The following is a 26,045-nucleotide window of genomic DNA, read 5'->3' on the forward strand; positions in this document are numbered from 1 at the left end:
TCACGGCTCCTGCCGCGAGGCCCTCAGCGCCTGCCAGCCCCAGCGGCCGAGCACGACGGCGATCACGATGTTCACGACGATCAGGATCGAGTGCGCGACGTAGTAGCCGGTCGGCCGGTCCTCCTGGGTGTCGACCAGGGCCTTGGTGAACCGTGCGTAGGTGAGCACGTTCCAGACGGCGACGAGGAGCAGGACGACGGCGTGCTTGCGTTCGAGCTTCACGCGGGAAGCCTACAAACGGCCCGGTCGGGGAGCAGGCGGGGCTCAGGCCAGCGGCAGGGTGAGGGTGAGTACGGCGCCGGGGCCGCCGTCGCGCTCGCCGGCCTCGACCTTCCCTCCGTGTGCCGAGGCGACGTCGGCGACGAGCGCGAGACCGAGACCGTAGTGCCGGCGACCCGAGCCGGGCTCGCGCGCGCTCGCGAACCGCTGGAAGACTCGCGGCAGGACGTCCTCGTCGATGCCGGGCCCGTCGTCGGCGACGACCACCCGGCAGGTGCCGTGGTGCTTCTCCACGTCGACGGAGACGGCCGTGGCCGCGTGGTCGAGCGCGTTGTCGACCAGCGCGATCACCGCGCGCCGCAGCGACGCCTCGGACCCGAGCACCACGGCGGGCTCGGTGGCCCGGACGGTCAGGTGCTTGCCCTGCTCCTGGGCAGACGCGGCAGCCGAGGCGACCGCCTCCGCGACGACGACGTCGATGTCCACGGCGTCGTGCGCGACGGACGAGCGGGTGTCGGCCGCGGCGAGCAGGTCGTCGAGGATGCCGCCGAGCCTGCGGGTGTCGGCGAGCACGCCCTCGATCTCCTCGTCGGCCGGCGCATTCCCCCGTCGGAGCTGGCGGGCGAGGAGCTGCACCCGGGTGCTCAGCAGGGTGAGCGGCGTACGGAGCTCGTGGCTCGCGTCGGCCACGAACCTGCGCTGCATCGCGAGTGACTCGGCGAGCGGCCGGAGGCTGCGACGGGCGAGGACCACTCCGGCGAGCGCGGAGAGCAGGACGCCGAGCCCGCCGGCGACGAGGAGGGCGACCAGCAGGCGGTGCCGCTCCGCCTCGTACTCCTCCTGGTCGTAGATCGCCTGGTTCACCCGGCCGCCGACCTCCTCGGTGCGCACGAGGTAGCGGTCGTGGCCGACCCGGACGAGACGCTCGCGCGGCTGTCCGTCCTTCGCCGTGGCGCTCAGGTCGGCCTCGAGCGGGAAGCCCTCGGGCAGGTCGGCCGACGTCAGCCGGTGACCACCCTTGTCGATGACGACGAGCACGCCGCGCGGAGCCTCCTGGGGCTTGTCGACGTTCGCGCTCGCGCTGCGCACGGCCTGCCGGCCCTCGTCCGCCGCCGACCTGTTCGCAACGACGAAGACGGTGATGCCCACCAGGAGCACGCAGGTGAGCAGCAGCAGGGCGGTCTGCAGGCCCATCCGCCACGACGCCCGCCGGAGCTCGCCGGCGATCACCGGTCGCCCGTCCTGTCGGTCACAGCCGACCGAGCCGGTAGCCGACGCCGCGCACGGTGAGCACGCTCTCCCGGCCGAGCTTGCGGCGCAGGTAGTGCACGTAGGTGTCGACCAGACCCTCGTCCTCGGCGTCGTCGAACGCGGAGTGGAGGAGCTCCTCGCGCGAGAACACCCGACGCGGGCTGCGCGCGAGGTGTCCCAGCACGTCGGCCTCGCGCGCCGACAGCGAGACGACCTCGCCGTGGTCGAGGCTCACCTCGCGCGCGTTCACGTCGAAGGCACCGCCGGGGACGCGGACGACGTCCGCCTGCTCGACGTGGCGGCGCAGGAGACCACGGAGCCGGGCGAGCAGCTCGTCGACGTCGAAGGGCTTGGCCACGTAGTCCTCGGCGCCGGCGTCCAGGCCCTCCACTCGGTCGGCGGGGTTGCCGCGCGCCGAGAGCACGAGCATCGGCGTCACGATGCCCTTGGACCGCAGCCGGCCCAGCAGGTCGAGGCCCTCGATCGCGGGCAGGCCGCGGTCGAGCACGATCACGTCGTAGGTCCGGGTCAGGCCCAGGTGCAGGCCGCGCTGCCCGTCGGGAGCGACGTCGACGGCGTACCCCTCCTCGACGAGCAGGCCGTCGAGCAGACCGGCGAGCTCCCGGTCGTCCTCGACGAGCAGCAGGCGCGGCATGGCAGCAGGCTAGGGCTTCGGACCGCGGGTCAGTCCGAGTCGCCGGTCTCGGAGCCGGCGGGCTGGTCGGTCACCTTCGACCACGAGGCCTTGGCGCCGCTGTGCCCGATTATTCCCACGTCGACCAGGGTCGCGCCGGAGAGCAGCACGGCGGCGACGGCGACGGTGGCGGCAAGGCCCTTCCCGGCCGTCGTTCCGGATCCGTCGGCGCCGCGGCGCTGCAACCAGTAGCCGACGAGCGCGATCACGGCGAGCGGGATCACGAACCAGATCAGCGTCTCGGCCAGGTCTGCGTGCTTCTGGACCAGCGAGGTCTCACCGACGCGGTGCTGGAGCTCTTCGCCGGAGCCGGTCGACAGCGGCACGAGAACGCAGGACAGGAGTGCCGCCAGCACGGGCACCGGCCCGATCCAGGTCCGGAACCTCGGGTACACCGCGGCGAGCGCGACGAGCAACGCGGCCGCCGGGACGATCACCACGGTCGCGTGCACGATCAGGGGGTGCATCGGGAGGCCGAAGATGGTGTCGAGCACAGGTGCCGCCTTTCGTCAGGAGAGCAGTCGGCGGCAGTCTCGACCGCCATTCTTGGCGTCTCCTTTGAACCTATTCGCGTCTCACGGCGCGCCGCAGCGGCCGAACGACCCGGCGACAGGTGACGTTCGGCGGCTCGCTAGCGGCGGGTGACCGCGATCCGCGCGCCGTGCTTCGGCACCGAGGTGATGTTGCGGACCTTGGGGACCTCGCGGGCGCCGTCGGGCAGGCTGACGTCGTACGCCGCGAGCACCTCGCGGAGGACGGCGACGCCCTCCATCAGCGAGAAGCCGGCCCCGATGCACCGCCGGACGCCACCGCCGAACGGGATCCACCGGTTCGCCGCGACCTGACCGTCCAGGAACCGCTCGGGACGGAACGTGTCGTGGTCGCGATGGCTGCTCTCGGACGCGTGCGCGAGGATGATCGAGGCGGCCACGTTGGCCCCGGCGGGCAGGTCGATGCCGCCGATCGTCGTCGGCGCCATCAGGTGCCGGACCACCATCGGGATCACCGGGTGCAGCCGCATCGACTCCTTGAGCACGGCTTCGAGGTGGTCGTTGTCGCCGGACGTCGCGGCGTCGCGCGCCTTCCGCTCGGCGACCGGGTCCTTGGCCAGCTCGTGCAGGGTCCAGGCCAGCGCGGTGGCGGTGGTCTCGTGTCCGGCGAGGAGCAGCGTGACCAGCTGGTCGCGGAGCTCCTCGTCGGTGAGCCCGCTGTCCTCGGGGTCGTCCTCGTCGCGCACGAGCAGCAGTCGCGACAGCACGTCGGTGCGCTGCTCGAGGTCGGACGCCGTACGACGGTCGGCGATCTCCGCGTAGATCACGCGGTCGAGCGCCACCTGGTTCTCGAAGGCGCGGCGCCACGGGCCGAGGCGTTGGAGCCGCGGGAAGCCCCAGCCGAGGAACACCGCGGGGCTGACGTTCACGGTGCGGTTGACCAGCGGGCGGAGCTGGCCGAGCCGGCGCTCGTCGGTCACGCCGAAGACCACCTGCAGGATCACCTCCAGGGTGAGGGCGTTCATGCGCTCCAGTGATCGGAACGGCTTCCCCTCCTCCCAGGAGCCGACCTCGGTCTTCGCGAGGCCCTCGATCATCGACTCGTAGGCCCGCAGCGCATGCCCGTTGAACGCCGGCATCAGCAGCTTGCGCGCACGCTTGTGCTGGGAGCCGTCGACGAGCAGGAGCGAGTGCTCACCCATCACCGGTCCGAGGATCGCGTTGCCCTTGCCGGCGTGGAACATCTCAGGGTCACCGGCGAAGATCTCGCGGACGTGCTCGGGCCGGTTGAACACCACCAGCCAGCGGCCCTCGGGGAGGATCTTGATCGAGAAGACGTCACCGTACTTGCGGTGGAGGTGCGGGATCCACCGGTGCCGGAACCGCATCAGCGCGATGCTCTGCAGCAGCCCCGGGTACGTCGGCCCCGCCGGCACGTCGTCCGGGGACACCCGGGTGGCGACGCCCTGGGAGAGCGGCGCCATCCGCTCGAAGCGTCTCTCGGTGCGCGGGTCGACGTCAGCGGTCATGGGTTCGATCCTACGAGCGGGTGTCGGCGTGCGGATCCGCCCAGAGGAGGAGTTCTGGGCGGCAGTCAGCATCTCTGCCCGCTCGGCGTACTCCCGCGCAGCGTTTGTGCCCGCTCGGCGTACCGGCGGGCTGCTTTTCTGCCCGCTCGGCGTCAGACCAGCCCGTTGCGCCGCGCGATCGCGGCCGCCTCGGTGCGACCGCTCGCGCCGAGCTTGGCCAGGATGTTGGAGACGTGCACGCTGACGGTCTTGGTGGAGATGAACAGCTGCTTGCCGATCTCCCCGTTGCTCCGGCCATCGGCGACGAGCTTGAGGATCTCCGACTCGCGCGCGGTGAGCGTCTGGTTGGCCGCGCCGGCATGCGTCGCGCGACGGCCCGGGGTCGCGCCGATGCTGCGCAGCTCGGTGAGCAGTGGCTCGGCGCCGAGCCTGCGGGCGGTCTCGCGCGCCTTGTCGGCCAGCACGCGTGCTTCGGCCTGGTCGCCGGTCGCCTGCAGCACCGCCGCGAGCCGGGCCTGGCAGCGAGCGATCTCCCAGACGTGGCCGTAGTCCTCGAACCGCCCCAGTGCGTTGCGCCAGGCGTCGGTGAGCGCCGGCTCGTCGGGCGTGTCGACGCCGGCGAGCCAGCGGAACCGCAGGTGCTCCGCAGACAGGCGGGCGGCCCAGGCCATGCCTTCCGGACCCCAGTGGGTGGCCTCCTCGGCCTGCAGCGAGAGGGTGCGTCGTGCCCCCTCGAGGACCCGCGTCGCCTCGGCGGCGATGCGGTCGCGATCGGCGGTCGGCAGCGTGCTCGCGGCGCCGGCGAGTGCGCCGATCGTGACCGCACCCAGTCGCACCCGAGCGTGGAAGAACTCCCGCCACATGACCGTCATCGCCTCCACGACGCGGTCATGCTCGGCGAGCACCTCACCGATGTCACCGGCCTGCGAGTACAGCTCGATGAGGGCGGGCCCGATCGTGATCGGGATCAGACCCTCCTTGTGCCAGTGCGGGCGGATCTGCGGCACGAGCGAGAGCACCGACCGGTCGCCGCGCGCGGCACGCACCGTGATCACGATGCCGGCGAGAAGCGTCTCCGCGACCGCCGGCGGACCCTGCCCGCTGACGTCGGCGAGCCGCAGCGCCTCGTCGAAGTCGCCGGTGATCGTCGCGATCTGCGCCTGGAGCAGCCGGCTGTCGAACCCGAAGGGAGCCCAGGGCTGGCCGATCTCCACCGAGCGCTGGGCCGACTTCGCGAAGCTCTCGGCCGCCGGGCCGAACTTGGCGCGGTCCTGGTACCACCGGCCGAGCAGGTAGCGCGACCGCAGCTCGGCGTTGTGCACGCCGGCCTCGGTCGAGCGGCGTACCGCCTCCTCGAGTCCGGACCGGACGTCCTCGGGATCCTTCGCTCCGAGGCTGGCCAGCGTCGTGAGCACGTCGGTGGCGATCCGCGGAAGGTCCTGGGTCTCCGCGAGCGTGAGTGCCTCGGCACCGAACTCGCGGGCCTGCTCGACGTTGTCGTGGAAGGCGTGCGCGCGGGCATGCACCGAGAGCAGCAGCGCTCGCAGCGGGGTGGGCTCGTCGGGCACCAGCTCGAAGGCGGCGTTGGTGAACTCCAGGGGGTCCAGACGGTTCTCGTCGACCATCACGGCGTTGGCCATCGCGATCAGCAGGCGTCCCCGCTGCTCGACCGGCCAGTCGTCGTCGAGGCCGTCGAGCAGCTCGCGCAGGACGCTGATCGCGCGACCGGGTCGCCCGGAGGCGATCAGCGCGTGCGCGGCCCGGGACCCGATCTGCCCGATGTCGACGGGGAGCTCGGTGCGGGCGGCCGGCTCGGAGAGCAGCTCGAGGGCGGTCTGGTAGTGGTCGGAGGCCTCGTCGGGGCCACCGACGGCCATCGCCTCGTCGCCGGCGCGGATGCTGGCGTCGACGGCGATCGGCAGGTTGCGGGCCGCCCGAGCGTGCCGGGCAAGCTCGGCCGCGGTGCCGTTCGCGCGGCCGGACGCGAGCGCGTCGACGTACGCCGCATGCATCCGGACCCTCTCGCCGGGCAGCAGGTCGTCGTAGACCGCCTCGGCGAGCAGGGCGTGCCGGAAGCGGTAGTAGTCGTTGCTGGTCGGCACCAGCACGTTGAGCTCGACCGCCTCGCGCAGGGCGGCGTCGAGGTCACCGTCGCCCACCCCGGCCACCTCGCTCAGCAGGGCGTGCGACACGCGCCGGCCGGAGACCGACGCGGTGCGGACGACGTGCTGGGCGGTCTCGCTGAGCCGGTCGAGGCGCACGAGCAGGAGCTCGGCGAGGTCGTCGGGGACACCGCGGGACATGCCGGCCGCGCCGACGAGCTCCTCGACGAAGAACGCGTTGCCCTCGGCCCTGGCGACGATGCCGGCGACCGCGCTCTCGCGCAACGGCTGGGGGTGCAGCTGCTTGACCAGGGAGCGCACCGCGCCGGGCGGCAGCGGCTCGAGCTGCATCCGCCCGATGCCCGGGATCCGGGACCACTCGGCCGTGGCCCGGCGCAGCGGATGGCGGCGGTGCAGGTCGTCGGAGCGGTACGACGCGACGATCGCGACCCGGCCCTCGCAGGGACGCGAGAACAGGAAGCTGAGCAGGTCACGGGTGGAGGTGTCGGCCCAGTGGACGTCCTCGACGACCAGGAGGAGCGGCGCGACCTTGGCCATCGACTCGAAGAGGGCGACGACGGCGTCGAACAGGTCAGCGCGGCCGACCGCTGCGGAGGCGTCCTGCTCGGCACCCTGCATGGTGCGGCGGCCCGGCTGGAGGGCGCGCAGCACGGGGCGCTCCCCGGTGATCGCCTCGATCACCTCGGGGAAGTCGGCGGTGAGGCGGCCCATCACCTCGGAGAACGGGAGGTAGGGAAGCGCGCTGTCACCGAAGTCGAGGCAGTGCCCGGCGACGACCTGCCAGCCCTCGGTGAACGCCACGTCGCGCAGCTCGGTCAGCAGCCTCGTCTTGCCCACGCCCGCGTCGCCCGCGAGCACGACCGCCCGCGAGGGGGCCGGACCCGATCCCGACGCGTCGGGCGTGCGGATGCCCAGCAGCGAGACGAGCTCGTCGAGCTCGTGCTGCCGTCCGATGAGGGTCCGGGCGTCGCCGGGGGACTCGGGCAGGGGCACGCCCCCCATGATGACGGGTTGGACCGACAGATCGCTCACGATCTGCGGTTCAGTGGCCCCGGTTCCCCGCTGTGGTCGCGGTCTGCGGGCGACGCGCCCGCAGCCACTGGCGAAGCGTGCCTCGCCCGCGGAGCATCTGCTCGCGCCGGTAGGCGACCTCTGCCTGGTATTCGTCGATGGAGTTCATGTCCTGAAGACTGGTCGCCTGAGGTAGGCACGGACATCGGACGAGTGACCTATATCCTCACGCCCGGTTCACCGGCTACCTCAGGCCCCGCCGCGGTAGCGTCCTGCAGTGGTGCGCAGGTGCACCCGACGACGCCGGTCCGGGGCGGCACCAGGGGCTGGGAGGTCCCGCGATGGCCCAGTACGACGAGGTGGCGGCCGACTACGCCCGGCTGATCGCCCCCAGGTACGCGCCGATCGCACGACTGGTCGCCGACCGGGCGCTCCCAGGCGCCACCGGCGCGCCGCTGGCGGTGGTCGAGGTCGCGGCCGGCACGGGGCTGCTGACGTCGATGCTGGCGCCGGAGCTCCCTGCGGGCAGCCACTACGTGGCCACCGACATCTCCCTGCCGATGCTCGCCCTGGCCCGGCGGACGGTCCGGGGTCCCTGGGTCGGCCTCTGCGCGGACGCGTTCGGCCTGCCCTTCGCCGACTCCTCGGCCGACCTCGTGGTCTCCTCGCTCGGACCGGTCCAGGAGGACGTCGGCGCGCTCGCCGAGGCGCGGCGGGTCCTGCGACCCGGCGGTCGCCTCGTCCTGGGGATCTGGGGCGAGGAGTACGCCGAGCTCGACCTCCTGCGTGCGGCCAGGACGCGGCTGTCCCTCGGCGAGTTCCCGCGCGGGGCGGTCGCGGCCGCAGTGGCTCGCTGCACCCAGGCCGGCTTCGACGACGTGGCGACGCACGTGACCCGCCTCGAGGTCGCCCACCCGTGCCTGGACGACTACCTGGCCTACCGCCGGTCGTTCGGGTGGCCACCGTGGCTGCCCGAGGAGAGACACGGCGAGTGGCTGCCCGCGGTGGCGGCCGAGACCGAGGCCCGTCTCGACGGTGACGGCCAGGTGCGCCTGGACTGGACGGTCGTGGTCGTCGAGGGCCGCAGACCCGCCTCCGCGACATAGCCTGTGGCCGTGCAGCAGTACGGGCAGTACCCCGATCCGGGCCACACCGTCGCGCACCTCAGCGACCCGCACCTGCTCGCCGGGGGCGCCCTGCAGTACGGCCACGTCGACACCGAGGCCCACCTTGCCGCCGCCCTGGCCCGGCTCGCGCGGCTCGACCCGGTGCCGCAGGCCCTGGTGTTCACCGGCGACCTCGCCGACAAGGCCGAGCCGAAGGCCTACCTGCGGCTGCGCGAGCTCGTCGAGGGCGCGGCCGAGTCGATCGGCGCCCAGGTCGTCTGGGTGATGGGCAACCACGACGACCGGGCGGCGTACTCGAGACACCTGTTCGACGCGGAGTCCGACGAGCCGCAGGACCGCGTGCACGACGTCTCGGGGCTCCGGATCGTCAGCCTCGACACGACGGTGCCCGGGTGGCACCACGGAGAGCTGCGGGAGTCACAGCTCGCCTGGCTCGCCGAGGTGCTGGCCACGCCGGCACCGCACGGGACCTTGCTGGCGCTGCACCACCCTCCGATCCCGGTGCCGATGATGCGCATCGCCGAGATCATCGAGCTGCGTGACCAGCAGCCGCTTGCCGAGCTCGTCGCCGGCAGCGACGTCCGGGCCGTGCTCGGCGGGCACTTCCACTTCACGTCGTACTCCACGTTCGCCGGCGTGCCGGTCTCGGTGGCGTCGGCCACCTGCTACACCTCCGAGCTCGCGCCCGACCAGCGGCTGCTCTCCGGCGTCGACGGCCACCAGGCGTTCACGATGCTGCACGTCTACGCCGACCGCATCGTGCACTCCGTGGTCCCGGCCCAGGACTCGACCGAGGTCACCGGCTACGCGCTGGAGATGGCCGAGCCCTTCGCCGCGCTGAGCGTCGAGGAGCGCTTCGAGCTGGTCTCGCGCAAGGACTCGCCGTTGTACGCCGCCGAGTAGGGTCAGGCGATCGCACCGACCGTCTCCGGAGCGAAGCCCGGGAACACCGTCGCGACCGACCGTCCGAGCCGCTTGCTGACCAGCTCGGCGAGCACGCTGCGGTAGTCGGTGGTGACCGCGAGATCCGCGTCCAGGCTGTCGACCAGCGGCTGCCAGGTGCCGCGGTAGCCGCCCCGCACGCCGGCTCCGAGCAGGAACATGACGTTGCCGTGGCCGTGGTCCAGGCCGTAGTTCGCGTTCTCCTTCACCCGGCGGCCGAACTCCGAGATGGTCACCACGGTGACCTTGTCACCGAGCGGGCCGAGGTCGGTGAAGAACGCCGCCAGCGAGGTGGCGAGCGCACCGGCGGCGCCGAGCATCGAGCCCCAGCTGAGCGTGCCGAGGTTGGCGTGCATGTCCCAGCCGCCGTCGTGGTCGACGCTGATCACCTCGGCGCCGACGTCGGCGCGGATGGTGCGGGCGGTGTCCGCGAGCGCGCGACCCAGGTCGTCGTCGGAGTACGTCGCCCCGTTGGCGGGCGTGGCCGACACCTGGCGCGCCGGGGCGAAGTCGTCGACGGCGGCGAGTGCAGCACGGCCACCGCGACCGGCTGCCCCCGGAGCGTCGCTCCACAGGGTGCCGAGCGAGAGCGGCCGGCGGCCCTCGGGGTCCCACTCGTCGGAGCCGGCCAGGACCATGTCGTCGACGCCGTCGGTGGTGACCGTGCCCTCCGGCCCGTACATCGCCGTGATCGGCGTGGAGAACCCCATCCCGATCCCCTGCAGCGGGTTCGTGTAGTCGTCGGTGCCGATCAGCCGGTTGATCCACCCGACCCGCGCGGACGATCCGGGGTCGGCGTCCTCGAGCTCCTCCATGGCGGCGAAGTGCGAGCGGTTCGCGACCGCCAGCCCGGTCGCGTGCACGGCCGCGACCTTGCCGGCGCTCCACAGCGGCAGGAGAGGTGCGAGCGACGGATGGAGCCCGAAGAACCCGTCCGCGGCCAGCAGTGACGCAGCCGGGATGCCGATCCGCGGCCGCGCCGTGTAGTACGCCGGGTCGCCGTGCGGCACCACCAGGGACATCCCGTCCGCAGCGCCGCGGAGCGACACGACGACGAGCACGTTGCCCGCCGACTGCGTCGCCGCGTACGCCGTCTGGGTGAACGTCGTCCCGAAGAAGGCGGTGGTCGCGCCGACGCCGAGCATCCCCTTGAGCACCCCGCGACGGCTCAGCCGGGCGAGGCCGGCGTACTCCTCGCAGCAGGCACCCGTCTCGTCGGGCTTCCGGTCCATGTAGCTCACCTCGTGAAGTGGGTCGGGGCGTCGAGGAACACCGTGAGCAGGCGCGGCATGTCCCAGCGCACGAGCCCGTGGTCCGCGGTGATGACGGTGGCGGCCGTGCAGCCGGTCGCCTGGGCGGCGGCGGTCTGGAGCACACCGGTCGCAGGTCGCCCGAGGATCTTGCGCGAGAGGTCGTCGACCAGCGCGTCGAAGCGGACCGAGGGCGCCGGGAGCCAGGCGACGGGAGCGATGTAGTCGACGTCCTGCGACGGCCACCAGCGGCCGGCCATCGAGTAGTGCACGTCGAAGGAGTTGAGGATCCGGGACACCGACGACCACGCCTCGGCGCGGTCCGGCCGGCCGTCGGGACGGGTCCAGCCGAACGGCCGCAGGCCGATGGAGCTCGACTGCCAGAGGATCGCGTTGGCGGCCGCGGAGCCGGACGTCGGGGCGTGCACACGCACCCCGAGGGCACGGTAGGTGGCGACGACGTCCTCGTCCGGCGTACGCATCTTCGACCCTGCTGACCCGGCGAACTCCGCCGAGGTCACCAGGGCCCGGATCACCGGCACGATCGCGGTGTCGTTGGCCAGGTAGACCTGGGCGAGGTGGTCGACGAGCTCCGCGGACGGCTCGTCGGAGACGAACCGGACGGCGAGCTTGCGGGCGATGTTCCGCGCGGTCGAGGGGTGGTGAGCGAGGTATGCCAGGTACGCCGTCGTGACCGACCGGCCGTCCGCCGCGGCGTTCGGGTCGCTGAACCCGAGCACGCTGACCGGGCCGATCCAGTGCGCGCTGGGGTCGTAGGCGGCGGCCCAGGTCCTCCACTCGTCGACCCGGTAGCCGGTGAGGATCCTCGCGGAGCTCTTCACGTCGTCCTCGGTGTAGCCGGCGGCCCGGCCCACGGTGTGCAGCTCGAGGAGCTCGCGGCCGAGGTTCTCGTTCGGCGCCCGCTTGGTCGAGATCGCGTTGCCGAGGTAGACGCCCATGGCCGGGTGGGTGACCGCAGCCTGCAGCAGGGTGTCGAAGCGTCCCAGCGCCAGCTGGCGGATCATCCGGCCGTAGTCGGAGCGGAACAGGCCGACGCCGTCGGCGTCCACCGGGACGTGCAGGTGGTGCTCCCAGAAGCTCGCCATGGTCTCGAGGACCTGCCGGGCGGAGTACATCCGGCGCAGCATCGACCAGCGCTCGTAGTTCGCACTCGCCACCCAGATGCCCTCGGTCCCGGCACGGTCGCGGGCCCACAGCTCGTCGGTGCTGGCGAGCAGCGAGGTCCACCAGGAGGAGGAGCTGGCGTAGAAGTCGTCCGGGATTCCCGAGGGGTCGAGCTGGGCGGCGAACCAGCGGTCGATGCCCCCCGCGGCGGCGACCTCGTCGCCCAGCCCCGGGGTCCACCCTCCGGTGAAACGCTCGAGCACGAGCAGCCCGAGCTCGTCGGGGACCGACGGCGGCGTGATCACGACCGGCGGCGTGGTGACCGGCGGCCGCTTGTGGTGCCGGTGCTTGTGGTGCCGCTTGCGCCGGCGCCGCACCGATGCTGCGGCGGCCTCGTCCGGCAGGCCTCCGACCAGTCCGGCGGAGACCGTCGCGGTGGCCGCGGCACCGGCCGCTGCACGTCCCAGGAGCCGGCGCGACAGGGCACGGCCCTCGCGGGGTTCCTCCGTGGTGGTGACCGGCACGCGCCACTCCGTCCGTTTTAACCGATTTGCCCGGATTAGACAGAATGACGGAACACGCGTCGACGCGCAATGGAATCCCGGAATCGCGCGGCGTCCGCAACCACAGGGTGGTCGAGGTTTCGACAGGCTCAACCACCGGGACCGGACCACAGGTGGTCGAGCAGCGAGCGCCAGCGAGCGACCAGACGAGACCCGGTGAGGGTTTCGACAGGATCAACCACCCGGACCGGACCACCGGGTGGTCGAGCAGCGAGCGCCAGCGAGCGACCAGACGAGACCCGGTGAGGGTTTCGACAGCCCCAACCACCCGGACCGGACCACCGGATGGTCGAGCAGCGAGCGCCAGCGAGCGACCAGACGAGACCCGGTGAGGGTTTCGACAGCCCCAACCACCCGGACCGGACCACCGGATGGTCGAGCAGCGAGCGCCAGCGAGCGACCAGACGAGACCCGGTGAGGGTTTCGACAGCCCCAACCACCCGGACCGGACCACCGGATGGTCGAGCAGCGAGCGCCAGCGAGCGACCAGACGAGACCCGGTGCGGTTTCGACAGCCTCAACCAGCGAACGTCGTCGCCGGCCCCTGCACGTCCACCACGAGCGGCACTCCGGGGCGATACGCCAGGTGCACGTGCGACGGCGCATCCAGGACCGCGCAGTGCGCCAGCGCCCCCGGCGACAGCCGGCCGATGTCGGCGCGCCGGAGTGCCCCCGCCCCGCCGGCGGTCGCCGCCCACACGGCCTCGGCCGGCGTCATCCCCATCTCCCGCACGGCCAGCGCGACGCACAGCGGCATCGACGAGGTGTAGCTCGAGCCGGGGTTGCAGTCGCTGGCGAGGGCGACGACGACGCCGGCGTCGAGGAGCCGCCTCGCGTCGGGGTACGGCGACCGGGTGCTGAACTCGACGCCGGGGAGCAGCGTGGCGATCGTCCCGGCGTCACGCAGGGCGGCGACATCGCGGTCGTCCAGGTGGGTGCAGTGGTCGACCGCGACCAGGCCCAGCTCGCAGGCCAGCTGCACACCGGGTCCGGGTCCGAGCTGGTTCGCGTGCAGGCGACCGCCGAGCCCGCGGGCACGACCGGCACCGAGGATCTCCCGCGCCTGGTCGGCGTCGAACGCGCCCGTCTCGCAGAAGACGTCGATCCAGCGCGCGTGCCCGGCCGCCGCGTCGAGCATCGGGCCGGTCACGAGCTCCACGTAGCCGGCCGGGTCGTCGGCGTACTCCTCCGGCACCACGTGCGCACCGAGGAACGTGGTCTCCTCCGTGAACGCCCGCGCCACTGCGAGCGCCCGGGCCTCGTCGCGAACGGTCAGCCCGTAGCCGCTCTTGATCTCGACGGTCGTGGTGCCCTGTCGGCGCATCTCCGCCACGTGGCGCGCGACCTGGGCGGTCAGCTGCTCGTCGGTGGCGGCCCGGGTCGCGGCCACCGTCGTCCGGATCCCGCCGGCGGCGTACGGCGTGCCGGCCATCCGTGCGGCGAATTCCGCCGACCGGTCGCCGGCGAAGACCAGGTGGGAGTGGGAGTCGACGAAGCCGGGGATCACGGCGCGACCGCCGATGTCCTGGACCGCGTCGGCGGCGGGCGCGTCCGAGGACGGCCCGACCCAGGCGACCCGGCCGCCCTCCACCACCATGGCCGCGTCGCTGAGGAGCCCCAGCGGCGACCCGTCGCCGAGGGACGCGTCGTTGGTGACCAGCTCGCCGATGTGCCGCAGCAGCAGGCTAGCCATGCGTCGTCCGATCCTGTTCGGGCGGGACGGCTGCGCTCTGGTGATCGAGCTCAGTCGAGATCCCTCGAGTCACCACGTCCGCGGCGGTCGCTGCGAACACGAGCGTCTCCGCGCTCGCCCCGGTGCCACGGGTGCGCCAGGTCCCGAGGTCGACCGTGACGAGATCGGCGCGCTGGCCGACGGCGATCCGGCCGGCATCGGCGAAGCCGAGTGACTCGTGGCCGTGGTGCGTCGCCGCGGCGAGGAGCTCGGCGGCGGACCAGTGGCCGCGCTGCTGGGTGGCCAGCCGCTCGTGCATCTCGACGGCGCGCATCTCCTCGAAGAGGTCGATCACGGCATGGCTGTCCGACCCGAGGGTGAGCCGGCTGCCGGCGTCGTGGAGGAACCGCGAGGGTCCGATCCCGTCGGCGAGGTCACGCTCGGTCGTCGGGCAGAAGCACGCGAAGGTGCCCGACTCCCCGAGCAGGCGGACGTCGGACTCGGTCAGGTGGGTCGCGTGCACGGCCGTCGTCAGCGGGCCCAGCACCCCTTCGTCCGCGAGCAGCTGCGTCGGCGTGATGCCGTACGCCGCCTCGCACGCGTCGTTCTCCGCGACCTGCTCGGAGAGGTGCACGTGCAACGGCACCTGCTTGGACTGCGCCCAGGCGGCGACCGTCCCCAGCTGCGCCCGCGGCACGGCGCGGACCGAGTGGATGGCCGCCCCGACCCGCGCGTCCCCGAACGCCTCGACCCGCTCGGCCCAGCGGGTCGCGTCGCCGTCGCTGAACCTGCGCTGCACCCCCTCCGCCTCCTGGCCGAACCCGGCCGCCAGGTAGCACGCGTCGAGCAGTCGGATCCGGATCCCGGCCTCGTCGGCGGCGGCCAGCAGCGCGCGGCCCATCTCGTTCGGGTCGTCGTACGGCGTGCCGTCGGGCTGGTGGTGCAGGTAGTGGAACTCCCCGACCGCGGTGATGCCGGTGGCGCGCATCTCGCGGTAGACCTCGGTCGCGAGCGCGTGGTAGCTGTCCGGGGTCAGCTCCACGGCGAGCCGGTACATCTGCTCGCGCCACGTCCAGAAGCTGCCTCGCTCCCCCTGCGTGCGTCCTCTCAGGGCACGGTGGAAGGCGTGCGAGTGGCAGTTGGCGAGCCCGGGGAGGGTCAGGCCCGGGACGTCCGGCTGCCCGTCGGCCCTGTCGAGCGCGGCGATCAGGCCGTCCTCGACGCCGACCGCCACGTCGTCCTGCACGAGACCGTCGACGAGCGCGTGCTCGAGGTGGAGGACCTTCACGAGGCCAGCTCCTGCAGGGCGTCGGCGAGCGCGTCCACCCCGGCCAGGCAGTCGCCCGTCCCGGCGTGCTCGGCCGGCGAGTGGGAGACGCCGGTGGGGTTGCGCACGAACAGCATCGCGGTCGGGATGCCGGCGGCCGACAGGATGCCGGCGTCATGGCCCGCCGCCGTGGGGATCACGGGGCGCGAGCCGGCCAGGCTGCGCGCGAGCCCCGCGTCGAACTCCACCGCCGGCGACTCCGACTCGGCGGTCACGGTCAGGCCGGTGCCGTCGCGACCGGCCCGCTCGTGTGCCTGCTTCGCGATCGCCTCCACGAGCGACGAGAGTGCGCCCTCGCTCTCGCACCGTGCGTCGAGCCACGCGGTCACCCGCGAGGGCACCGCGTTGGTCCCGTTCGGCGCGACCTCGAGGCGGCCGAACGTCGCCCGTTGCCCGGCGAGCCGGGCCTGCTTGTTCGCCGCCAGCGCGGACATCGCGTAGGTGAGCATCGGGTCGTGCCGGTCCTCCATCCGGGTGGTGCCCGCGTGGTCGGCCACGCCGGTGAAGTCGAAGCGGTAGCGCCCGTGCGGCCAGATCCCGCTCGCCAGCCCGACGGGCGCATCCCGGTGGACGAGGTCGCGACCCTGCTCGACGTGCAGCTCGACGAAGCAGCCGACGCGGTCCAGCCATGCGCTCGGTCCGAGGTCCGGCTCGAGGTCGGCGGCCGCCATCGCCTGCTCGACCGGTACGCCGTCACGGTCGGTCAGCGTCCGGGCGTGCTTCGGGGTCGTCGCACCGGTCGCCAGCCGCGACCCGAGACAGGCGAGCCCGAACCTCGAGCCCTCCTCCTCGGCGAACGCCGCGACCCCGACCGGCCGCCCCGGCTCGAAGCCCCGGTCGCGGAGCAGGTCGATCGCCGCGAGGGCGGACACCACACCCAGCGGTCCGTCGTACGCGCCGCCGTCGAGCACCGAGTCGAGGTGCGAGCCGGTCAGCACCGCCCGCGTGTCCGTGGCCGCGTCTGTCGAGACCTCCCACCAGCCGACCGTGTTGCCGTTGCCGTCGGTCTCCACCCGCAGGCCGCGGGCCGCGCACTGCTCGACGAACCACGCATGGCACTCCCGCTCGGCGGACGTGAACGGCTGCCGGAAGTAGCCGCTGGTGGCGGCCGACTGCCCGACGGGCGCGAGGTCGGCCCACATCCGCTGGAAGTCGTCAGCCACGGCGAGCTCCGGCATCCTCGGTCCCACGGGCGCTCGATAGGCTCCGCGCGTGGAGTTCCAGGACGTCGTCGACCGGCGCAGGATGGTCCGCAACTACGCCGACGAGCCCGTCGGCCGGGCAGTCGTCGAGCGCGCCCTGCGCAACGCGACCCATGCTCCGAGCGCCGGCTTCAGCCAGGGCTGGGCGTTCCTGCTGCTCGACACCCCTGAGGACGTCCGCCGCTGGTGGCAGGTCACCACCGCGCCCGAGGACCTCGCCCAGCCCGACGACTGGCTGGCCGGGATGATGCGCGCACCCGTCGTGATCGTCCCGTGCTCGAGCAAGGCCGCCTACCTGCAGCGGTACGCCGAGGCCGACAAGGGCTGGACCGACCTGAGCGAGGCGCACTGGCCGATGCCGTTCTGGCACATGGACGCGGCGATGGCGTCGCTGCTGGTCCTGCTCACCGCGGTCGATGCCGGTCTGGGCGGCTGCTTCTTCGGCATCCCGGTGGACCGGGAGCCCGCGGTGCGCGCGGAGTTCGGCATCGACAGCGCCTTCGACCCCGTCGGCGTGATCACGCTGGGCCACCGCACCGGCGACGCGGGCAACGCCGGCTCCCCCGCGCGGAGGCGGCGCAAGCCGCTCGAGGAGATCGTCCACCGCGGGCACTGGTCGGGTCACTGACCCAGCGAACCGCGCCCCGGCCCGGCGCCACAAGCCGACACCCCCTCCGCCGGTCTCGGATCCAAGACCTGGCGCGCCCGTGCGGGTCCCGGAACGGCGCCGATGACCCTGCTGAGGATTGGCACCTCGCATTTCGGGCACTGGGGCGTCGATCACTCAACGAAGGAGCTCGACATGATTGCGCTTGGACTGATCCTGCTGATCATCGGTCTCGTCGCCGGCATTCCGGTGCTGACCACGATCGGAGTGATCCTGCTGGTGGTGGGCCTGATCCTCAACCTGGTTCCCATCGGGGGCAGCACGCGGCGGGGGTCTGGTAGCCACGCACGCCGGGCTCGGGCCCCGCTCCTCACCGAGGAGCGGGGCCCGAGCGCGTGCTGACCACGGATCAGCAGGTACGCCGCCCGCGGCCCGCTTACCCTGTTCCCATGGGGATCCGGCTGGCCGTCGTGCTCGCGCTGCTGCTCGTTGCCAGTGGCTGCGGCGATGGTGACGGCTCCCCCTCCGGTCCCGTCGGGCGGACCGTCCCGGACCTGGACGGCACGTCCTGGATCGCCACCGCCGTCACCGAGCAGGGGCAGCCGCGCGCGCTGGTGCCCGGCAGCGTCCTGCGGGTGGACTTCACCGGCAGCGACATCAGCATCAGCGCCGGCTGCAACGGGATGGGCGGCAGCTACAAGCTGACCGAACAGGCAGAGCTCCGGGTCGGCACCCTCAGTGGCACCCTGATGGCCTGCGAGCAGCCGCTCATGGACCAGGACAAGTGGCTCTCCGACACGGTCTTCGCCGCACCGCTGGTCGCCAGCGTCGACGGCGACACCCTGACGCTCTCGCGCGAGGGCCTCGAGCTGGTGCTGACCGACCGCGGGCTGGCGGCTCCCGACCCTCTGCTCGAGGGCACTGCCTGGCAGCTCAACGGCATCCGCACTGGTGACTCGGTCGCCAGCGTGCCGGCCGGCTCCACGACCCCGACGTTCACGCTCGCCGCGGACGGGTCCGTGACCCTGCACACCGGCTGCAACGGCGGCCGGAGCACGGCGACGGTCAGCGGCTCGACGATCACGTTCGGACCGGTGGTGACCACGAAGATGGCCTGCGCCGACCACGCCGGGCAGCAGACCGAGGCTGCTGTGCTGGCAGTCCTCGACGGCGCCGTCGAGTGGTCGGTCAGCGACAAGACCCTCACCCTCACCAAGGGCGACCGGGGTCTGGTCTACCAGGCGGCGCCGTGACCGCGAGCACCCGCCGCCGTACGTCTCAGGTGGCCGCCGTCGTCGCGGCACTGATCCTGCTGGTCTGGATCCTGCTGCGTCCGCACGCGCTCGACGACGCCGTCAAGGTCTCTCCGCCGGAGGCCCAGGACGTCGCCGCCGGCACCCTGCTGAACCCGAGGCCCTGCTACCGGCCGGCCACTGCGCCGTTCACCCCGACCCGGATCACCGTGCCCGGCGTGACCCGCGAAGCCACCGTCCTGGCCCTACCGCGGGATGCGGAGGACGTGCCGCAGGCACCGCCGATCTCCGACACCGGCAAGACCCAGTTCGCCTGGGCCGTGCCGCCGGACCCGATGCCCGGAGACCCGAAGGGCAACGTGCTGCTCAACGCGCACACCTGGCCCGACGACTCCGCGCTGGGCAACAAGCTGCTGGACAACCTGCAGGTCGGCGACCGGATCATCGTGCACGGCGTCGCGAAGCAGGGCCAGCCCGAGACGCTCTGCTACCAGGTGACCAAGCGCGACGTGATCGTCGCCTCCGACGGGTCGTACGAGTACTACGAGCGCAACGGGCCGCCCCAGCTCGCGCTGATCGTCTGCTCCCCGCCTCGCCTCGGGCCGGGCAACTGGCTGCACCGCACGATCTGGTACGCCTCGCCGCTCGCCTAGAATTCGCCTGGGGTGATCAACCATGAGCGAGCAGGACGACTGGTCGACAGCCGAGCCCGAGCGGCCTGACCGCAGCGAGGCGCGCGACCCCCGCACGGGCGCGCGAGCCACTCCGGCGCGGATGCGCGAGCAGGGCCGCTGGGTCGACCTGCAGGTGCAGCGGGCGATCGAGCGCGGTGAGTTCGACGACCTCCCCGGCAAGGGCAAGCCGCTGCCGGCGCTCGACGACGACCCGAACTGGTGGCTGCGCAAGCTCATCGAGCGCGAGCAGATCACCGGCGTGCTGCCGGAGGCACTCCAGCTGCGCAAGGACGACGCCGAGCTCGACGCCGTCCTGGACCGCCACGGCTCCGAGGCCGTCGTACGCGACCTCCTGGAGGGGTTCAACCGGCGCGTGGTCAACGCACGCCGGCAGCTCCAGGGCGGGCCGCCGGTCATCACTCCGACCCGCGACGTCGAGGCCGAGGTCGCGGCCTGGCGCGAGCGTCGGCGGCGGCGCTAGCTGCCCAGTTCGGGAAGCGTCGCCGAACGGGAGAAATCGGGCTTACCCTTGGGCGCATGATGCGACGAACGTCGGCCGCGGCCCTGGGCCTCCTGCTGCTCCCTGCACTGCTGGTGAGCGGGAAGGCGACGGCCGCGACGATGGACCCGACGCCCGCCGCTCGGACGGCCGCCACGTCGGTCTGCGCCTCACCGGCGCGCAAGCCCTTCGTCCCGTTGCGGGCGAATGCCGTCGGCCGCAACATCGCCGTCTACCCGGTGGACATCGGCGGCGAGCCGCCGCTGACGACGGCCGGCAAGGCCGCCTTCGGGTGGGACAGGACCGGCCCGAAGCCGGGCTCCGCCTACGGCAATGTGCGCTTCACCGCCCACACCTACCCCGACGGCTCGGCCCTGGGCAACCGCCTGCTCAAGCGGCTGCGCGTCGGCGGCAGGATCATCCTCCGCGGATCCACCTCGACGCTCTGCTACCGCGTCACCCGGATGAAGGTGACCACCCCGACCCACCTGGGCGGCTACTACAGCACCATCGGCAGCCCGAAGCTCGCGATCGTCGTGTGCAGCGGAAAGCGGCTGGGCCCCGGCAACTGGGTCAACCGCACGATCTGGATCGCCAAGCCCTCGACCTCCTGAGCGCTCAGCTCTCCGACATCGGGATCCGCACCCCGCGCTCGACCGCGACCTCGGCTGCCCTCTCGTAGCCGGCGTCGACGTGCCGGATCACGCCCATCGCCGGGTCGTTGGTCAGCACCCGCTCGATCTTCTGCGCAGCCAGCTCGCTGCCGTCGGCGACGCAGACCTGGCCGGCGTGGATGGAGCGGCCCATGCCGACGCCGCCGCCGTGGTGGATCGAGACCCAGGTCGCACCTGACGCCGTGTTCACCAGCGCGTTGAGCAGCGCCCAGTCGGCGATCGCGTCGGAGCCGTCCAGCATCGCCTCGGTCTCCCGGTACGGCGACGCCACCGACCCGCAGTCGAGGTGGTCGCGACCGATCACGATCGGCGCCTTCAGCTCACCGGACGCCACCATCTCGTTGAACCTCAGGCCGGCCAGGTGGCGCTCGCCGTACCCGAGCCAGCAGATCCGGGCCGGCAGGCCCTGGAACTGGACACGCTCCTGGGCCAGGGTGATCCACCGCCGCAACCGCTGGTTGTCGGGGAACAGCTCGAGGATGGCCCGATCGGTCGCGGCGATGTCTGCGGGGTCGCCGCTCAGCGCGGCCCACCGGAACGGGCCCTTTCCCTCGCAGAACAGCGGCCGGATGTACGCCGGCACGAACCCGGGGAACTCGAAGGCCCGGTCGTAGCCGCCCTTGCGGGCCTCGTCGCGGATGGAGTTGCCGTAGTCGAAGACCTCGGCGCCGCGGTCCTGGAACTCCACCATCGCGCGCACGTGCGCGGCCATGGACTCCCGCGCCTGCTTGGTGAAACCGGCCGGGTCGGTGGCCGCGGCCTCACGCCAGTCCTCGAAGGAGATGCCGGCCGGCAGGTAGGACAGCGGGTCGTGCGCGGAGGTCTGGTCGGTGACGATGTCGATCGGTGCGTCCATCTCGAGCAGCCGCGGCACGAGGTCTGCGGCGTTGCCGAGGAGCCCGATCGAGAGGGGCGTGCGGGCATCGCGGGCCTCGATCGCGCGCGCCAGGGCATCGTCGAGCGAGTCGGCCTGGACGTCGAGGTAGCGGTGCTCGATCCGGCGGGTGATCCGCGACTGGTCGACGTCGATGCAGATCGCGACCCCGTCGTTCATCGTCACCGCCAGCGGCTGGGCGCCGCCCATGCCGCCGAGGCCGGCCGTCAGCGTGATCGTGCCGGCCAGCGACCGTTCCCCGGCGATCGAGCCTGTCGAGATCTTGTCGGCGACCGCCGCGAACGTCTCGAAGGTGCCCTGCAGGATGCCCTGGGTGCCGATGTAGATCCACGAGCCCGCGGTCATCTGCCCGTACATCGTCAGGCCGAGCTCCTCGAGCCGCCGGAACTCCTCCCAGTTGGCCCAGTCGCCGACCAGGTTGGAGTTCGCGATCAGCACCCGCGGCGCCCACTCGTGGGTCCGGAACACTCCGACCGGCTTCCCGCTCTGCACGAGCATGGTCTCGTCGTCGGCCAGCGTGGACAGCGTGCGCACCAGGGCGTCGTAGGACTCCCAGTTGCGCGCCGCCTTGCCGGTGCCGCCGTAGACGACCAGGTCCTCGGGCCGCTCCGCAACGTCGGGATCGAGGTTGTTCATCAGCATCCGCAGCGGCGCCTCGGTCTGCCAGGACCGGGCCGTCAGCGACGTGCCGTGCGCGGCATGGATGGCTCCACGTCCGGTGGTCGAGCCGGTCGGCTCCCCGGTGGTCGAGCCTGTCGAAACCTCAGTCATTGCAGTTCTCCGATCACGTCTTGGACGGCAGCCACGACGGCGCCGCTGCGAACCAGCTCGACGGTTGCCTCGATCTCCGGCGACAGGTGCCGGTCCGGTCCGGGGCCCTCGATCCCCGCGCCGCGCAACAGCCGGACGACCGCCTCGGTGGCCGGCGATGGCTCCAGCGGCCTGCGGAAGTCCAGTGCCCTGGCGGCGGTGAGCACCTCGATCGCCAGCACCCGGGTGAGCCCGTCGATCGACCGGCGCAGCTTGCGGGCGGCGGACCAGCCCATCGAGACGTGGTCCTCCTGCATGGCCGACGACGGGATCGAGTCCACCGACGCCGGCGCGGCGAGCCGCTTCATCTCCGAGACGATCGCGGCCTGGGTGTACTGCGCGATCATGTGGCCGCTGTCGACGCCGGGGTCGGCGGCGAGGAACGGGGGCAGGCCCTGGCTTCGGCTGCGGTCCAGGAACCTGTCGGTACGCCGCTCGCTGATCGACGCGACGTCGGCGGCCGCGATCGCGGCGAAGTCGAGGACGAAGGCGACCGGAGCGCCGTGGAAGTTGCCGTTCGACTCGACCCTCCCGGTGGTTGAGCCTGTCGAAACCAGCACCACCGGGTTGTCGACAGCGGACGCGAGCTCCCGCGACGCCACCAGTGCGCAGTGGGTGACGGTGTCCCGGGCGGCACCGTGGACCTGGGGCGAGCACCGCAACGAGTAGGCGTCCTGCACCCGGTTGCAGTCCGGGCCGCGGTGCGAGGCGACCACCCCGCTGTCGCGCAGGATCGCGACGAGGTTCTGCGCCGAGGCGGCCTGGCCCGGGTGCGGCCGCAGCGCCTGGAGCTCGGGGGCGAAGACCCGGTCGGTGGCGAGCTGGGCCTCCACCGACATGGCGGCCGCGATGTCCGCCGTACGGAGCAGGACACCGAGGTCGGTCAGCGCCAGCACGAGCATGCCGAGCATGCCGTCGGTGCCGTTGATCAGCGCCAGTCCCTCCTTGACGGCGAGCTCGACGGGCTCGAGGCCCGCCGCGGCCAGTGCCTGAGCCGCCGGCATCAGCACTCCGTCGGCGTCCCGGACCTGGCCCTCGCCCATCAACGCGAGCGCGCAGTGCGCCAGGGGGGCGAGGTCGCCCGAACAGCCGAGCGACCCGTACTCGTGCACGACGGGCGTGATCCCGTGGCTGAGCAGGGCCGCCAACAGCTCTGCGGTCTCGACACGGATGCCGGTGTGCCCGGTCGCGAGGGTGGACAGCCGCAGCAGCATCAGCCCGCGGACCACCTCCCGCTCGACCTCGGGCCCGGATCCGGCGGCGTGCGAGCGCACCAGCGAGCGCTGGAGCTGGGCCCGCATCTCCGTGGGGATGTGCCGGGTGGCCAGGGCGCCGAAACCGGTGGAGATCCCGTACGCCGGAGTCGCCTCCTCCGCCAGCCGCTCGACGACCTCGCGCGCCCGCCGGATCGCCGCCAGCGCCTCGCCGGTCAGCCGGACCGGGGCACCGCCACGTGCGACGGCCACCACGTCGGCGAACGAGAGTGGTCCGACGTCGACGGCTACCGAGGTCGTCCTGGGGGAGGTCATGGCTCCATGTAAGCCCGGCACGGCTCGTCCGAGCCAGAGTCGACCCGGGGCACCCGTCTCACATGCGAGACGCGCGCCCCGGGTGCTGCCGCGGAGATGCATGTCACCGACCACCCCGCAAGAAATCCCGAGGGGTCGCGGCGTACCAGACCTAGCGTGAGCCCATGTCCACCGCCGTCGACCCGAGCACCGTCGGGACCGCCCGTCGGTGGGCCATGCTCGGGGTGAGCACGAGCGCCCAGGCGGCGGCTGCGGTGACGATCCACGGTCCGGCCTTCCTCATCCCGGTCCTGCACCACCGCCGTGGGCTGTCGCTCGCGAGCTCCGCCTTCGTCGCCGCGACCCCGATGCTGGGCGTCATGCTGACGCTCGTCGCGTGGGGCTGGGTCGTCGACCGGACCGGAGAGCGGTTCGCCCTGCTCGCCGGCCTCGGCGCGACCGCGGTCGCCGGCGCCGCCAGCACCCGGGCCGACAGCACGCCGCTGCTGGCCCTCAGCCTCTTCGTGGCCGGCGCTGCGGCGGCGAGCACCGGATCCGCGAGTGGCCGGGTCGTCGTGGGCTGGTTCCCGCCGCGTCAGCGCGGACTGGCGATGGGGATCCGGCAGACAGCACAGCCGATCGGCGTGGGTGTCGCGGCCATCCTGATCGCGGTGATCGCCGACCGGCACGGGATCAGCGCGGCGCTGCTGGTCCCGACCGTCGCGGCGAGCGTCGCCGCGCTCGCCGTGGCCCTCGTCGTGCTCGACCCGCCACGACCGGACCGCTCCGGCGGCGTCGCGCCCAACCCCTACGCGAAGAGCACGTACCTGGCGCGCATCCACGGCATCTCGGTGCTGCTCGTGCTCCCGCAGTTCGTCGTGTGGACCTTCGCTCTGGTCTGGCTGATCGACGACCGGGACTGGTCGCCGGCCGCGGCCGGCGCACTGGTGGCGGTCGCGCAGGTGTTCGGCGCCGTGGGTCGCATCGTGGTCGGCGCCGCGTCGGACCGCGTGGGCAGCCGCATCGCCGTCCTCCGGTGGGTCGCCGTCGCGGCGGCGCTGACGATGGCCGCGCTCGGCCTCGCCGCCGGCATGGACCTCGGCGTCGCCGTGGTCCTGATGGTGGTCGCGACCGTGGTCACGGTGGCGGACAACGGGCTCGCCTTCACGGCCGTGGCCGAGCGGGCAGGGCCGTTCTGGTCCGGGCGGGCCCTGGGCATCCAGAACACCGCGCAGTACCTCACCGCAGCCGCAGCGGGTCCGATCGCCGGCGCCGCGATCAGCCACTGGGGCTATGCGACGGCCTTCACGCTCAGCACGCTCGGTCCTCTGGTGGCGCTTCCGCTCGTGCCTCGCGACGAGACGGCGTTCGACGACTGACGACTCCGGCCCTGGAGGCCCCGGGGGCCCGGACTGACCATGGCCTCCCCGACGCGGGAGGAGGAGGGTTCGGGGATGGGCATCTGGGTCGTGCAGCAGTTCAGCGTCCGCGAGGCCGACCGGGAATCGTGCTTGGCGGCGTTGAAGTCGATCGGAGCGCACATCGAGGCTGAGCATCCGGAGATCCTGGCCATCAGGACCGAGTGGCAGTGGGTCGGCGACCGCGCCCACCGCGCCTTCTCGTGGGCCGAGGAGTTCGCCTCGCTGACCGCCATCGACGAGAGCGTGCACACGCCCGGGTGCGACGACGTCTGGCGACCGGTCCTGGCGATAATCACCGAGGGGACGCACTTCCGGGGCGTCTGGACGGGGGCGGAGCCCTCCTGGAGCCGCACCCCGGCGCCGTAGCCCGACCCGCACACGGGCTCGGCCCTACGCTGGACGCATGGGTCAGGTGCCGGCCGCCACCAAGGCGATGCGCGTGCTGAAGTTCCTGGCCAGCCAGCCCGACCCCGTCCCGCTCGACCGGATCATGCGCGCGTGCAACCTGCCGCGGTCCACGGCCTACCACCTGATGAACGCGATGGCGGAGGAGGGCTTCGTCACCCACCTGCCCGACGAGCGCCGCTACGGCCTGGGCGTCGCGGCCTTCGAGGTCGGAAGCGGCTACTCGCGGCAGGCCCCGCTGCAGCGCCTTGCGCGCCGGCACCTGGCCGCGCTCACCGACCGCACCGGCGAGTCGGCGCACCTGGCGGTCCCTCACGGCCGCGACGTGCTCTACGTGATCGAGGAGCGCGCACCGGGGCGGCCCCCGCTGGTCACCGAGGTCGGCGTGCGCCTGCCCGCGCACCTGACTGCCAGCGGCCGGGCGATCCTCGCGGCGCTGCCGACCGCACAGGTCCGGGCGCTGTACCCCGACCGGCAGTCGTTCGTGCAGCGGCACGGCACCGGCCCGACGTCGCTGAGCGGTCTGCGGACGATCCTCGCCGAGACCCGCCAGCGCGGGCTCGCCCGCGAGGACGGCGAGGTCACCCCCGGCTTCGCCTCGATCGCGGCGGCAGTCCTCGACCACAACGACCTGCCGCTGGCCGGTCTCGCGGTGACGTATCCGTCGGACGCCGAGGTCGACACCGTCCTCATCGCCGACGCCGTCCGGGCGACCGCCGTCGCACTGACCAGGCGCGTCCGCGGCCACTGACCCGGGCCGGGCCGGTCCCCGC

25 protein-coding genes are annotated in these 26,045 nt (G+C 72.8%); 11 read left to right on the plus strand and 14 right to left on the minus strand.

The window, feature by feature from the left end; genetic code table 11:
• The 7 genes from ACVW00_RS19440 to ACVW00_RS19470 form a co-directional block, all read right to left on the minus strand.
• Positions 1 to 222 (minus strand): SCO4848 family membrane protein, encoded by a 222-nt coding sequence (locus tag ACVW00_RS19440; protein WP_457112539.1) that lies wholly within the window; start codon positions 220 to 222, stop codon positions 1 to 3.
• 42 nt (positions 223 to 264) lie between these two features.
• A complete protein-coding gene (locus ACVW00_RS19445) occupies positions 265 to 1,449 on the minus strand; it encodes a sensor histidine kinase (RefSeq protein WP_457112540.1) in 1,185 nt (394 codons plus the stop codon).
• Positions 1,450 to 1,468: 19 nt separating this feature from the next.
• On the minus strand, positions 1,469 to 2,125 hold the full coding sequence (locus ACVW00_RS19450; protein WP_457112541.1) for a response regulator transcription factor: 657 nt from the start codon (positions 2,123 to 2,125) through the stop codon (positions 1,469 to 1,471).
• Positions 2,126 to 2,154: 29 nt separating this feature from the next.
• Positions 2,155 to 2,658 (minus strand): DUF2231 domain-containing protein, encoded by a 504-nt coding sequence (locus tag ACVW00_RS19455; protein WP_457112542.1) that lies wholly within the window; start codon positions 2,656 to 2,658, stop codon positions 2,155 to 2,157.
• A 137-nt stretch (positions 2,659 to 2,795) separates the two neighbouring features.
• Entirely contained in the window at positions 2,796 to 4,184 is a 1,389-nt protein-coding gene (locus ACVW00_RS19460) for a cytochrome P450 (RefSeq protein ID WP_457112543.1), read from the minus strand.
• 152 nt (positions 4,185 to 4,336) lie between these two features.
• Positions 4,337 to 7,300 (minus strand): helix-turn-helix transcriptional regulator, encoded by a 2,964-nt coding sequence (locus tag ACVW00_RS19465; RefSeq protein WP_457112544.1) that lies wholly within the window; start codon positions 7,298 to 7,300, stop codon positions 4,337 to 4,339.
• A gap of 49 nt (positions 7,301 to 7,349) precedes the next feature.
• Positions 7,350 to 7,487 (minus strand): hypothetical protein, encoded by a 138-nt coding sequence (locus tag ACVW00_RS19470; protein ID WP_457112545.1) that lies wholly within the window; start codon positions 7,485 to 7,487, stop codon positions 7,350 to 7,352.
• 172 nt (positions 7,488 to 7,659) lie between these two features.
• Between ACVW00_RS19470 and ACVW00_RS19475 the strand changes: the two genes are divergently transcribed.
• Positions 7,660 to 8,424 (plus strand): class I SAM-dependent methyltransferase, encoded by a 765-nt coding sequence (locus ACVW00_RS19475; protein WP_457112546.1) that lies wholly within the window; start codon positions 7,660 to 7,662, stop codon positions 8,422 to 8,424.
• 9 nt (positions 8,425 to 8,433) lie between these two features.
• Entirely contained in the window at positions 8,434 to 9,348 is a 915-nt protein-coding gene (locus ACVW00_RS19480) for a metallophosphoesterase (RefSeq protein WP_457112547.1), read from the plus strand.
• A 2-nt stretch (positions 9,349 to 9,350) separates the two neighbouring features.
• Here the strand turns inward: ACVW00_RS19480 and ACVW00_RS19485 are convergent, their stop codons facing one another.
• From ACVW00_RS19485 to ACVW00_RS19505, 5 genes are all read right to left on the minus strand, one after another.
• Positions 9,351 to 10,619: a DUF1501 domain-containing protein gene (locus ACVW00_RS19485; protein WP_457112548.1), complete on the minus strand. Its 1,269-nt coding sequence runs from the start codon at positions 10,617 to 10,619 to the stop codon at positions 9,351 to 9,353.
• 5 nt (positions 10,620 to 10,624) lie between these two features.
• Positions 10,625 to 12,286: a DUF1800 domain-containing protein gene (locus ACVW00_RS19490; RefSeq protein WP_457112549.1), complete on the minus strand. Its 1,662-nt coding sequence runs from the start codon at positions 12,284 to 12,286 to the stop codon at positions 10,625 to 10,627.
• A gap of 556 nt (positions 12,287 to 12,842) precedes the next feature.
• Complete coding sequence (gene hutI / locus ACVW00_RS19495) at positions 12,843 to 14,018, minus strand: imidazolonepropionase (RefSeq protein WP_457112550.1); 1,176 nt, start codon at positions 14,016 to 14,018, stop codon at positions 12,843 to 12,845.
• Entirely contained in the window at positions 14,011 to 15,285 is a 1,275-nt protein-coding gene (locus ACVW00_RS19500; protein WP_457112551.1) for a formimidoylglutamate deiminase, read from the minus strand. Before ACVW00_RS19500 ends, hutI begins: the two co-directional genes overlap by 8 nt.
• Positions 15,282 to 16,487, minus strand: a complete 1,206-nt coding sequence (locus ACVW00_RS19505; RefSeq protein ID WP_457112552.1) for an allantoate amidohydrolase — start codon at positions 16,485 to 16,487, stop codon at positions 15,282 to 15,284. Before ACVW00_RS19505 ends, ACVW00_RS19500 begins: the two co-directional genes overlap by 4 nt.
• 49 nt (positions 16,488 to 16,536) lie before the next feature.
• On the opposite strand from ACVW00_RS19505, the gene ACVW00_RS19510 reads away from it, so the two are divergent.
• From ACVW00_RS19510 to ACVW00_RS19535, 6 genes are all read left to right on the plus strand, one after another.
• A complete protein-coding gene (locus tag ACVW00_RS19510; RefSeq protein WP_457112553.1) occupies positions 16,537 to 17,154 on the plus strand; it encodes a nitroreductase family protein in 618 nt (205 codons plus the stop codon).
• A 102-nt stretch (positions 17,155 to 17,256) separates the two neighbouring features.
• The gene (locus ACVW00_RS19515) at positions 17,257 to 17,535 is read left to right on the plus strand and encodes a hypothetical protein (protein WP_457112554.1); all 279 of its coding nucleotides are present in this window, start codon (positions 17,257 to 17,259) and stop codon (positions 17,533 to 17,535) included.
• 47 nt (positions 17,536 to 17,582) lie between these two features.
• The gene (locus ACVW00_RS19520) at positions 17,583 to 18,386 is read left to right on the plus strand and encodes an META domain-containing protein (protein ID WP_457112555.1); all 804 of its coding nucleotides are present in this window, start codon (positions 17,583 to 17,585) and stop codon (positions 18,384 to 18,386) included.
• The gene (locus tag ACVW00_RS19525; RefSeq protein ID WP_457112556.1) at positions 18,383 to 19,039 is read left to right on the plus strand and encodes a class F sortase; all 657 of its coding nucleotides are present in this window, start codon (positions 18,383 to 18,385) and stop codon (positions 19,037 to 19,039) included. The genes ACVW00_RS19520 and ACVW00_RS19525 overlap by 4 nt, the downstream gene beginning before the upstream one ends.
• Before the next feature lie 22 nt (positions 19,040 to 19,061).
• Positions 19,062 to 19,541 (plus strand): DnaJ family domain-containing protein, encoded by a 480-nt coding sequence (locus ACVW00_RS19530; RefSeq protein WP_457112557.1) that lies wholly within the window; start codon positions 19,062 to 19,064, stop codon positions 19,539 to 19,541.
• A 56-nt stretch (positions 19,542 to 19,597) separates the two neighbouring features.
• A complete protein-coding gene (locus ACVW00_RS19535; RefSeq protein ID WP_457112558.1) occupies positions 19,598 to 20,173 on the plus strand; it encodes a class F sortase in 576 nt (191 codons plus the stop codon).
• A gap of 4 nt (positions 20,174 to 20,177) precedes the next feature.
• Here ACVW00_RS19535 and hutU read toward each other — a convergent pair whose 3' ends face one another.
• On the minus strand, positions 20,178 to 21,899 hold the full coding sequence (gene hutU / locus ACVW00_RS19540) for a urocanate hydratase (protein ID WP_457112559.1): 1,722 nt from the start codon (positions 21,897 to 21,899) through the stop codon (positions 20,178 to 20,180).
• A complete protein-coding gene (gene hutH, locus ACVW00_RS19545) occupies positions 21,896 to 23,467 on the minus strand; it encodes a histidine ammonia-lyase (RefSeq protein WP_457112560.1) in 1,572 nt (523 codons plus the stop codon). The genes hutU and hutH overlap by 4 nt, the downstream gene beginning before the upstream one ends.
• A gap of 164 nt (positions 23,468 to 23,631) precedes the next feature.
• On the opposite strand from hutH, the gene ACVW00_RS19550 reads away from it, so the two are divergent.
• The 3 genes from ACVW00_RS19550 (at position 23,632) to ACVW00_RS19560 (ending at position 26,023) form a co-directional block, all read left to right on the plus strand.
• On the plus strand, positions 23,632 to 24,825 hold the full coding sequence (locus tag ACVW00_RS19550; protein WP_457112561.1) for an MFS transporter: 1,194 nt from the start codon (positions 23,632 to 23,634) through the stop codon (positions 24,823 to 24,825).
• A gap of 75 nt (positions 24,826 to 24,900) precedes the next feature.
• Positions 24,901 to 25,233: a hypothetical protein gene (locus tag ACVW00_RS19555; protein WP_457112562.1), complete on the plus strand. Its 333-nt coding sequence runs from the start codon at positions 24,901 to 24,903 to the stop codon at positions 25,231 to 25,233.
• A gap of 37 nt (positions 25,234 to 25,270) precedes the next feature.
• A complete protein-coding gene (locus tag ACVW00_RS19560) occupies positions 25,271 to 26,023 on the plus strand; it encodes an IclR family transcriptional regulator (protein ID WP_457112563.1) in 753 nt (250 codons plus the stop codon).
• Positions 26,024 to 26,045 lie beyond the last annotated feature (22 nt).

The organism is Marmoricola sp. URHA0025 HA25 (genome assembly GCF_054059435.1).